The following is a 9,423-nucleotide window of genomic DNA, read 5'->3' as shown; positions in this document are numbered from 1 at the left end:
GATTCGAACCTTCGACCGACGCCTTAGAAGGGCGTTGCTCTATCCAGCTGAGCTAAGGGCGCAAACTCGAGTAAACATCTAGATGCTACTAAATCTTATTTTAAAAAAGTGGTCGGCGATGCAGGATTTGAACCTGCGACCCCTTGGACCCAAACCAAGTGCGCTACCAAACTGCGCTAATCGCCGACATTGACCTTGAGAACCATAAAGCGCTGTTTCGCTTTGTCCTCGTTGGCAACGGGGTGCATAATAGTGATTTGCCCTTAGCAGGTCAAATATTTTTTTTAGTTTTTGTTTCAACTGCCTAATTTTACCCCAAATTGTTGATAAAACAGCTGACTTAGTTAAATTTCAGCCACAATTGGCCATTGTTATAAGTAAATCTTGCGCTTTTTGGCACAGCTTGCTTGGCTGCTGGGCGGTTTTTTGCGAAAATAGCGGGCAAATGTCCTCCTTTCATGCCGAAACGAGGCAAAATTAACAAGAGCAACCCCACTTTATTTCTGTTTTACTCTGCAATATACGCCAAATGCGTGTTTTGCTTGTAATGTGGAATTTAAAGGCTCTATTATCGTTCAAGTTTTTTATCCTTAATATAGGTCAATCATGACGGCAAACATCATTGATGGCAAAGCTATCGCGAAACAAGTTCGTTCTACTGTGGCAAAGCGTGTTGAACAAAGACTAGCTAATGGCTTGAGAGCCCCAGGCTTAGCTGTAGTGCTAGTTGGACAAGATCCTGCCAGCCAGGTTTATGTAGGTTCTAAACGCAAGGCTTGTGAAGAAGTCGGCTTTGTCTCTAAGTCATTTGACTTACCAGGCGACACCAGCGAGGCGCAATTACTGGATTTAGTCGACCAACTAAATGGTGACCCTGAGGTGGATGGCATCTTAGTACAGCTTCCTCTACCTGAAGGCCTCGATGCCGAGAAGGTACTGGAACGCATTGACCCGCATAAAGACGTGGATGGTTTCCATCCTTACAATGTTGGGCGCTTAGCACAAAGAATGCCTTCCCTCCGTCCTTGCACACCTAAAGGTATTATCACTTTATTAGACTCTACTGGTGTTCGTTATAAGGGCATGCACGCGGTCGTGGTTGGCGCCTCTAATATTGTTGGTCGCCCAATGTCGCTGGAGCTACTGTTAGCCGGGTGCACCACTACCGTGTGTCATAAATTCACTAAAGACCTCGAAGCCCATGTTCGTCGCGCCGATCTTATTGTGGTTGCGGTAGGCAAGCCTGAGTTCATTCCTGGCAGCTGGGTTAAAGAAGGCGCTATCGTTATCGATGTCGGTATTAACCGTTTAGAGTCTGGCAAGTTGGTTGGTGACGTGCAATACGATGTAGCTGAGCAAAATGCGAGCTTTATTACCCCAGTGCCTGGCGGTGTCGGCCCAATGACAGTAGCCAGCTTAATTGAAAACACCCTAGAAGCGTGTGAAAAATACCACAGCTAATACGCAGTTGGGTGTCAAAGACGACACCCGCCACTCGGCTTTTTCTCATCTTTAAAATACAACGCCGCGGCTAAATCACATATTTAGCCGCGGCGTTTTTATACCTAATAAGCTATTAAATACTGCCAGGGATAGGCTTGGTTGCAAGCTCAACCCCATGGTTTTGCCCACGGTGGCGCAACAAATGATCCATTAAGGTGATCGCCAGCATGGCCTCTGCAATGGGAATAGCACGAATGCCAACGCACGGATCGTGACGGCCTTTGGTCACCACTTCTTGCGGTTGGTTATGCACGTCAATGCTCTGCCCCGGGATTGAAATACTCGAGGTCGGTTTTAGTGCAATTGAGGCAATGATATCTTGACCGGTGGAAATGCCAGCTAATACTCCGCCAGCATGGTTAGAGGTAAACCCTTCTGGGGTTAATTCATCGCGATGCTCAGAGCCTTTTTGCTCGACCACATCAAAGCCATCACCAATTTCGACGCCTTTCACCGCGTTAATGCTCATTAAAGAATGGGCGATTTCGGCATCAAGACGATCAAATACGGGTTCCCCTAGTCCCACTGGGACATTCTTTGCGACCACTTTCACTTTGGCGCCAACCGAGTCCCCGGCTTTTTTAAGCGCGCGCATGTACTCGTCTAATGCTTCAAGTTTTGACTCATCGGGAAAGAAAAATGGGTTCGTTTCGACGGCTTGCCAATCGTATGTTTCTGCGGCGATGGGACCCAGTTGCGATAAACAAGCCTGAACGCTAATACCATGGACTTGTTTGAGGTATTTTTTTGCAATGGCACCCGCAGCCACTCGAATTGCGGTTTCTCTGGCGGAAGAGCGCCCGCCTCCACGGTAATCACGAAAGCCGTATTTATGCCAGTAGGTGTAGTCACCATGGCCTGGACGGAACAGCTCTTTAATGTTGGAGTAATCTTTAGAGCGCTGATCGGTGTTTTCGATTAAAAGTCCGATACTGGTACCGGTTGTTTTGCCCTCAAAAACCCCTGATAGAATTTTGATTTCATCGCCTTCGCGACGTTGTGTGGTGTAGCGGCTTTGCCCGGGCTTACGTCGGTCTAAGTCAACTTGTAAGTCGGCTTCACTCAATTCCAGCCCAGGGGGCACACCATCGACAACGCCACCAAGCGCCGTACCATGGCTCTCGCCAAAGGTCGAGACCTTAAATAATTGGCCAATGCTATTGCCTGCCATTGTTTTTCCTCATTCCAAAAAAATACAATAGTAGGCAAACGCCTACTATTAATCTGCGAAGTATTCTTGTAGCTGTTGTTTTGATACCACAAAAACGCCTAGGCCGCCATGCTCAAACTCCAGCCAAGTCAATGGGGCACCAGGGAATTGCTGCTCCATATGTACCATAGAATTACCAACTTCGACAAATAACAAACCGTCATCCGTTAAATAATCTGCCGCTTGTTGTAGCAAGGCTCTGGTCACATCGAGGCCGTCTTCTCCAGACGCCAAACCCAGCTCCGGCTCGTGATGAAATTCATCGGGTAAGTCGGCCATGTCTTCAGCATCAACATAAGGAGGGTTGGCTACAATCAAATCGTATTTTTGCCCTGTGACACCACTGAAAACGTCTGACTGTATGGCAAATACTCGGTCTTGCATCATGTGCTGGTTAATATTGAAATCCGCCACTTCTAGCGCTTCAAAAGAGATGTCTACGGCATCCACCTGAGCTCGCTCAAACGCCTTAGCTAAGGCAATAGCAATACAGCCTGAGCCAGTACACATGTCCAAAATGCGAGTTACCTTGCTTGGCGACGCAACCCAAGGAGCAAAGTGCTTGGCTATCAATTCGGCAAACGGCGAACGCGGCACCAATACGCGTTCATCAACATAAAAAGGCATGCCAGCAAACCAAGCTTGATTGGTTAAGTAAGCCACAGGAGTGCGCTGCTCTATACGTGCTTTAATAAACTCAATCAGGGTGTTTTTTTCTGTTTGAGTAAGCCGGGCTTGCATGATCTCTTTGGGTGCATCTATTGGCATGTGTAATACCGGTAGCACTAAACTAACGGCTTCGTCCCACGGGTTATCGGTGCCATGACCAAAGAAAACGTCATTACTGACAAACTGACTCGCGGTCCACCTCACCCAGTCTTGGATGGTATGAAGATCTTGCATTGCCTCATCGGCCGTTTCTGCACTGATCAGCGGCTGTGACATCTGTGTCATAGTGATTCTCTGCTATCAAACAATATTGCGTCATTGTAGCGTTTTTTAAGCTAGGTTTTTACGCTTTTTTTATTTAAAATAGCCCGATGAGTAAAGAATCCCAACATAATCCTGAGCACAGCGACGATTTCGCCATGTTCCGCGAGTCTCTCGCGGGGGTCAAGCCGCTGAAGCAAGATCAGGTGCAACTTAAACAAGCGAAGAAAAAGCCCAGTGTTGAGCTCAAGCAGCAAGCTAAGCAACAGCAATCTGAGTTTTACTTTTCCGATGAGTACATTCCAGACATCGATACCGCTGGCACCGTTAATTATGTAAAGCCTGGTGCCGATCGCTACTTGGCAAAACAACTGCGCCGTGGTGACTATGCCCCAGAGCTGATTTTAGACTTGCACGGTCTCAACAAAGAAACGGTAAAACAAGAGCTTGCTGCGCTGGTTCATGCCTGCAAAAAGCAACATATTTATTGCGCTTGCGTGGTTCACGGCGTCAGTGGCGGCACCTTAAAGCATAAAGTACCGCAGTATTTAGTACAGCACCCTGATGTCTTAGCAATGCACCAGGCACCGCTTGAATACGGTGGCCGCGGGGCTTTACTTATTCTTATCGACTTACCAGAAGACCCCAGCTTTGGCCGCTAACCCGGCCAACATAAGCGTCATTTTAAAAACCACTTATAAATATTTATACCGCATTGGTATGCACCACTTTTGAAGCCACAACCACACTCCCCTATTGCGCCACAATGATTGGCCTAGTTACTTTATCCCACAGCTCTTAACGTAATACTGAATATTCGCTTAACCAAAATAGCTACTTTTTAGCTTAATCACTAATTCAGGCTGGTTAATTTCACTAACTAGGTTTACCCCTCTCCCTCGCAGAGAATATCTTTCTGTTTAATTTCAATAAATTAAAAAATATCTCGTGATTGGCACAACCTTTGTAATAGTTACTGCGACTAACAAATTAAAGGAAACGAATCATGAACACTTTAGCGAAACTAACAATGACCACAGTAATCCTAACAGCCAGCATGAGTGCCAGTGCTAACGAAGTGAACACCTCTGTACTTTCGGAAGTAAAAGCCAAGGTCTCTGAGGCCATTGCAGAAACAGTTCGCAGCAACCTAGAAGAGCTTAAACTCGATACTAAGGCAGCTGTGAAATCAGCATTCACCAACGAACAAAAAGTAGCAGTGAAGAAGGAAGATGATAATGGTTAATGAATTAACGTTTATGAGTCTATTGGCCACCCCCGTGATCAGTTTAATTGCTGCTTATGTGAGCATCCAACTCATCAAATCGTTAGGGCAACTCGTTAACATGCACTAGTGTCACCTTCGCTAAAGTAGGCAAGGTTGCCTAGTAGTCAAAGATTACCCTGATTGTCGGCGTGAAGTTGACAAAAAACCCGCCAATTGGCGGGTTTTGTTTATTCAGTCACTTAGGTGATGTGAATTATAGTGAACCTTCGTTCTCAGATAGGAACTTAGCAACGCCTTCTGGGCTTGCGTCCATACCTGCTTTACCTTCAGTCCAACCAGCAGGACATACTTCACCGTGCTCTTCGTGGAATGCTAGTGCGTCAACCATGCGAAGCATTTCGTCGATGTTACGACCTAGTGGAAGGTCATTCACTACTTGGTGACGAACATCGCCTTCAGCGTCGATTAGGAATGAACCACGGAAAGCAACGCCAGCTTCTGGGTGCTCTACGTCGTACGCTTGACAGATTTCGTGTTTAACGTCAGCAACTAGATCGTATTTAACTGGGCCAATACCACCTTCGTTTACTGGAGTGTTACGCCAAGCGTTGTGTGAGAACTGAGAATCGATTGATACACCGATAACCTCAACGCCACGCTTTTGGAACTCTTCATAACGCTTATCAAATGCAATTAGCTCTGAAGGACAAACGAACGTGAAGTCTAGTGGGTAAAAGAAAATAACCGCTTTTTTACCTTTAATACGCTCGTGCAGGTTGTAGCTGTCTACGATTTCACCGTTACCAAGTACTGCTGCTGCTGTAAAGTCTGGTGCCTTGCGGCCTACTAATACACCCATTTTTATCTCCAATAGTTAGGTTTATTTCCAATCTTGTTTTATGTTTATAAAAGACACAAAACATTGATGTTCAAGATATGGTGATACTGGCTATAAAATACAACCCTGAAAAAGCATCTTTCCAGTGTAAATTTCACCAGTGCAAAAACTGCGGTTAGTTTATTGGGCTAGCGCGGTAATTAACAATCGAATTAAGCGATAGCACTAATCTATATTTTCGATGGTGATAGTTGCGGTTGCTTTGAGGATCAAAAAAGGCTTCCTGAAGAAGCCTTTTTTAAGGTGTTTAATCCATGATGTCTTCGGGCATATCGCCACGAATTTGTTGCCAGATTTCACCTGACTGATGACCGTATTTACGCATCAAGGAAATGGCACCATCGTGCTCACGATTTTCTGCCAATGCCGTTAAGTCGATGTAAAACTGCCGTGCCAACTCTCGCGTTCTTGGATCTGAGAAATAATGGCAACCAATTTTCGAATACAGACCGCGAAAACCGTTTAAAATAAGCACATAAATTTTATTTTGCCCGGCTCCAGCCAGTTCATGGTGAACTTGGTAGTCGTAATCAGCAAACGCTTCCGCGGTGTCTTCTAGCTCTGCGTGTTTAGATAAAATATCAATCACGCGCTGTGGGTTTAGCTTAATCGCTGCACGGGTATAAATAGCACTGATGTTAGTGCGAGCTGATAACAGCTGATCGGTAAGCTCTGGCATTTTATCTTCATCTAACCGTGCCAATGCTTCCAAAATGTTCAGCCCGGAAGTTTCCCAGAAGTTATTCACTCGGGTAGGCTTACCATGTTGAATGGTTAACCAGCCGTCACGCGCTAAACGCTGTAGCACTTCACGTAGGGTCGTTCTGGTTACACCGATGAGTTCAGAAAGCTCGCGCTCAGCAGGTAGGATAGATCCCGGAGGGAATTCGCCGTTCCAAATTGACTCAACAATATATTCTTCAGCAAATCCAGCTGGGCTCTTGGCTTTGAAAATTCTCATCTCACACCACTTTATTATTACATCAATGCCTTTATTGGCAGTTTGTGCTTGTTAATCCACTGATTGTACCAGATGAAGCTCAACTAACAAGCCACAAATCCACTCAGTGCAAGAATGATCACACACATTATAGGTAAGACTATTACACCCCGTAAGGTTGTACCTACTCCTATAAAGGGGGTTTGAATAGTGAAGAACCATTTATCTTTATAGGTTAATGACAATTTAGCAATAAGTGGTTGAGCCTCACTGTTTCAATATGCTGGGAGAGGCAAGAACTGAATCCATTTAGAGCGAGACCGCAATAACCTTACTCTACTGCAACAATTCGCTTTAGTTGAGCTTGGTGGCCGCTTATGTGCCAATTTGAGCTATTAAGGTATTCCATTAAAGACTGATAAAGCCAACATAACTGAGGCTGAACCTAACTCCTATTTGGACTGAAATGAGTTACAGATGAAGGAAAGCTGAGTGCCAGAAGCAGGCTATTGTAGCTTTCCAATAGCGGGCACAGACATGTGGGGCATAATGGCGCAGCCGCCCCACGTGTATGCGTCCCAGCGAACGAAGTGAGTGAGTTGATTGGCTTGTTAGTTCGCATTTTTGCTGATTTCCCAATCCAAGGCTAAAAAAAACAAAGAAGCAATTAAACCACCAATTAAAAGCCAATATCCGAGGCTAACATTAGTATTATATTTTGCTGCTGTTGACCGGTAACTCTTTACTAACTGATTGTCGCTCACAATTTGATATACAGGGTGAAAAGTCCGAAATTCCCAGATGGCTGAATCTGAATCATTAGGGTCATACAGAACTTTTAACTTTGCACTTTCTTTGTTTAGTGCTGACTGAACGGCACTGATTGAACCTGCTACTGAGTGATAAACGAAACTTTCCCCATGTTCGTTTAATTTAAAGCGTAAAGTATCTTTATTTTTGCCTTTGGCCTCAAACCATTCTAATGTGCCAGTGACTTCCTCAAGTTCATCGTAGCTGGGAATACCATTATTAAAAGCAACGATGAATACCATCATTGCGCTGAAAAAAAGACTGGCTACTGTATTCTGACTAAGATCTTTAAACTTCATAGATGCGAACTAACGCCTTAATAAACGTCGAAAAATAGCAGGCTAAACTAAGCAAAGAATGAGCGCAAGCCTGCTGTTTTGCTTCCACGGTTTAATTAACTTGTTATAAGCCATTTATTCCAAATTGCTTCAATATTGCTGCAAATTCAGTACAACGTGTTGTCTTAGGAGTATCTGGTGTTGTATATTTTTGTTTAAGCATATCGCCAATGGCGACTCATCAACTGCCCATTTGTAGCCTTTACCTTGTAGTAATAAACATTAAGCAATACACGCGCTAAATACGCTTACAGTTAAACGGATACCCTTTAAATTTTATTCAGTCTACACATTTCCAGAAGCCAGCTTGTGGAGACTTTTCAAGTACCTCTTTAATTGCATTAATGACAGCAGCGTCTGCATAACGCCAGTCCCGCTCTCGGCGGTAATAGGTTGAGCGGCTGAGCCCTACAAATCAGCATGACTTTACAACACTCAGGCCAGCTTCAACCAAAGTGCTTACACAACTACGTCGGTCTGCTGTCACCAGCCCTTTTTTGCAAAGAGTTCCTTGATCGCATTGTTCTCTAAGCTGAGTGCCAGAAGCAGACTATGGTAGCGCCGCGCTCTGCGGCACATTTGGAGCGCAGCGGAAAACTTTTCCGGCAACAGCGCTTTGTCAAAGGGCCTTTGACTCATAATCTTGCAGCCCTCTTTAGGCTCTTATATAAAAGATTAGAGTCAGCACCAAGCTGCTTCAACTTAAATGGCTTTTTTGCATTCTTGGTTATTAGCCAAACTTCTGGTATTCGATTGCCTTTGTGGAATTCATCACTAATGACAACATCCTCAATATCGTCTAATGGAATATTTCTTTTGCTGAAAGGATATACCACCTTAATACTATTGCCAGTGATTTTGACGCCCGCTGCGGTTACTAGGTATTCATGGATGATAAAGACAATTAGAACACTCATCGCACCATAGCCCAATAGAGGATTTCCATTTTTCCCTACATACAGCCCTAATACAGAAAATCCGGTTACACAGGCCAAATAAAAAAAATGGTAAAGCGGCCCTTTAGAGAAGCTGGACTGGTCAAGATCTTTGTCTTGCGCACCAGCCTTTTCATTTAATACTTCACGGAGCATCTCAAACCCCAGTAATTGATATTCAACTCTAAGCAATTCTTTGTTGTCGGTGCCCAGCAGTTCTAGACGCTGCATATACGCTCTTTCTTTTACTTTATGGACTTTCTCCCAAGCTACTAGTCCTTTCTCTTTTCCGATGTGTATATACCAAACTCCGTCATCATTAACTGCAACGTCTGCAAATGGTAGCTTTTTTAAAGTACGCCATGTAATAATTGAAAAGAACCCAAAGACTACTGTACACATTGCCGTAGTCATGAGTGTGCCATTTGGATTTCCTTCGTTCTCGTCAGGAAGGAAAGGCAAAGCAAATCCTAACGCCAAAAATGCTATAAAAACTACTAAGCATACTTTCATTAACGTTATGTAATTTTTGTCGAGCTTGAATTCTTGCATGAGCTTCCTGCCGAACTCTAACGCCGCATTATGGTGTGAGCGGCGCTTGGCTATACTTGAGCGAAACGAAACCGCAAAG

The 9,423-nt window shown here is 44.6% G+C and carries 9 protein-coding genes, 1 tRNA gene and 1 pseudogene; 3 read left to right on the top strand and 8 right to left on the bottom strand.

The features are described from left to right. Window positions 1-109 precede the first annotated feature (109 nt). Window positions 110-186 (bottom strand) — tRNA-Pro (locus ACNKW2_RS16495). Window positions 187-606: 420 nt separating this feature from the next. On the opposite strand from ACNKW2_RS16495, the gene folD reads away from it, so the two are divergent. Continuing rightward, the gene (gene folD, locus ACNKW2_RS16490; RefSeq protein ID WP_419149540.1) at window positions 607-1,461 is read left to right on the top strand and encodes a bifunctional methylenetetrahydrofolate dehydrogenase/methenyltetrahydrofolate cyclohydrolase FolD; all 855 of its coding nucleotides are present in this window, start codon (window positions 607-609) and stop codon (window positions 1,459-1,461) included. A gap of 115 nt (window positions 1,462-1,576) precedes the next feature. Here the strand turns inward: folD and aroC are convergent, their stop codons facing one another. Further along, window positions 1,577-2,674, bottom strand: a complete 1,098-nt coding sequence (gene aroC, locus ACNKW2_RS16485) for a chorismate synthase (RefSeq protein ID WP_419149539.1) — start codon at window positions 2,672-2,674, stop codon at window positions 1,577-1,579. Between the two features lie 48 nt (window positions 2,675-2,722). Beyond that, window positions 2,723-3,658 (bottom strand): 50S ribosomal protein L3 N(5)-glutamine methyltransferase, encoded by a 936-nt coding sequence (prmB, locus tag ACNKW2_RS16480; protein ID WP_419149541.1) that lies wholly within the window; start codon window positions 3,656-3,658, stop codon window positions 2,723-2,725. A 95-nt stretch (window positions 3,659-3,753) separates the two neighbouring features. On the opposite strand from prmB, the gene smrB reads away from it, so the two are divergent. Then, complete coding sequence (gene smrB, locus ACNKW2_RS16475; RefSeq protein ID WP_336566855.1) at window positions 3,754-4,305, top strand: endonuclease SmrB; 552 nt, start codon at window positions 3,754-3,756, stop codon at window positions 4,303-4,305. 344 nt (window positions 4,306-4,649) lie between these two features. Next, window positions 4,650-4,889 carry a hypothetical protein gene (locus tag ACNKW2_RS16470; RefSeq protein ID WP_419149538.1) on the top strand — a complete coding sequence of 80 codons (240 nt, stop codon included), beginning with the start codon at window positions 4,650-4,652 and terminating at the stop codon, window positions 4,887-4,889. Between the two features lie 235 nt (window positions 4,890-5,124). Here ACNKW2_RS16470 and ACNKW2_RS16465 read toward each other — a convergent pair whose 3' ends face one another. The 5 genes and pseudogenes from ACNKW2_RS16465 to ACNKW2_RS16445 form a co-directional block, all read right to left on the bottom strand. Beyond that, window positions 5,125-5,730, bottom strand: a complete 606-nt coding sequence (locus tag ACNKW2_RS16465) for a peroxiredoxin C (RefSeq protein WP_336566857.1) — start codon at window positions 5,728-5,730, stop codon at window positions 5,125-5,127. 286 nt (window positions 5,731-6,016) lie between these two features. Next, window positions 6,017-6,730: a fatty acid metabolism transcriptional regulator FadR gene (gene fadR / locus ACNKW2_RS16460; RefSeq protein WP_336566858.1), complete on the bottom strand. Its 714-nt coding sequence runs from the start codon at window positions 6,728-6,730 to the stop codon at window positions 6,017-6,019. A gap of 590 nt (window positions 6,731-7,320) precedes the next feature. Continuing rightward, window positions 7,321-7,818 (bottom strand): hypothetical protein, encoded by a 498-nt coding sequence (locus ACNKW2_RS16455; protein ID WP_419149537.1) that lies wholly within the window; start codon window positions 7,816-7,818, stop codon window positions 7,321-7,323. 280 nt (window positions 7,819-8,098) lie between these two features. After that, window positions 8,099-8,394 (bottom strand): annotated as a pseudogene (locus tag ACNKW2_RS16450) (IS3-like element ISAma2 family transposase); the annotation flags it as partial. 98 nt (window positions 8,395-8,492) lie between these two features. Then, a complete protein-coding gene (locus ACNKW2_RS16445; RefSeq protein ID WP_419149536.1) occupies window positions 8,493-9,344 on the bottom strand; it encodes a hypothetical protein in 852 nt (283 codons plus the stop codon). Window positions 9,345-9,423 lie beyond the last annotated feature (79 nt).

This window comes from Pseudoalteromonas 'SMAR', assembly GCF_048515945.1.
Lineage (GTDB): Bacteria > Pseudomonadota > Gammaproteobacteria > Enterobacterales > Alteromonadaceae > Pseudoalteromonas.
The sequence above is the reverse complement of the archived record's forward strand: the minus strand, read 5'-3'. Positions and strand labels throughout refer to the sequence as shown.

Coding starts and splice junctions, on each gene's coding strand:
- folD (WP_419149540.1), top strand. CDS start 607: ATGACGGCAAACATCATTGATGGCAAAGCTATCGCGAAACAAGTTCGT.
- ACNKW2_RS16470 (WP_419149538.1), top strand. CDS start 4,650: ATGAACACTTTAGCGAAACTAACAATGACCACAGTAATCCTAACAGCC.
- smrB (WP_336566855.1), top strand. CDS start 3,754: ATGAGTAAAGAATCCCAACATAATCCTGAGCACAGCGACGATTTCGCC.
- fadR (WP_336566858.1), bottom strand. CDS start 6,730: ATGAGAATTTTCAAAGCCAAGAGCCCAGCTGGATTTGCTGAAGAATAT.
- ACNKW2_RS16465 (WP_336566857.1), bottom strand. CDS start 5,730: ATGGGTGTATTAGTAGGCCGCAAGGCACCAGACTTTACAGCAGCAGCA.
- aroC (WP_419149539.1), bottom strand. CDS start 2,674: ATGGCAGGCAATAGCATTGGCCAATTATTTAAGGTCTCGACCTTTGGC.
- ACNKW2_RS16455 (WP_419149537.1), bottom strand. CDS start 7,818: ATGAAGTTTAAAGATCTTAGTCAGAATACAGTAGCCAGTCTTTTTTTC.
- ACNKW2_RS16445 (WP_419149536.1), bottom strand. CDS start 9,344: ATGCAAGAATTCAAGCTCGACAAAAATTACATAACGTTAATGAAAGTA.
- prmB (WP_419149541.1), bottom strand. CDS start 3,658: ATGTCACAGCCGCTGATCAGTGCAGAAACGGCCGATGAGGCAATGCAA.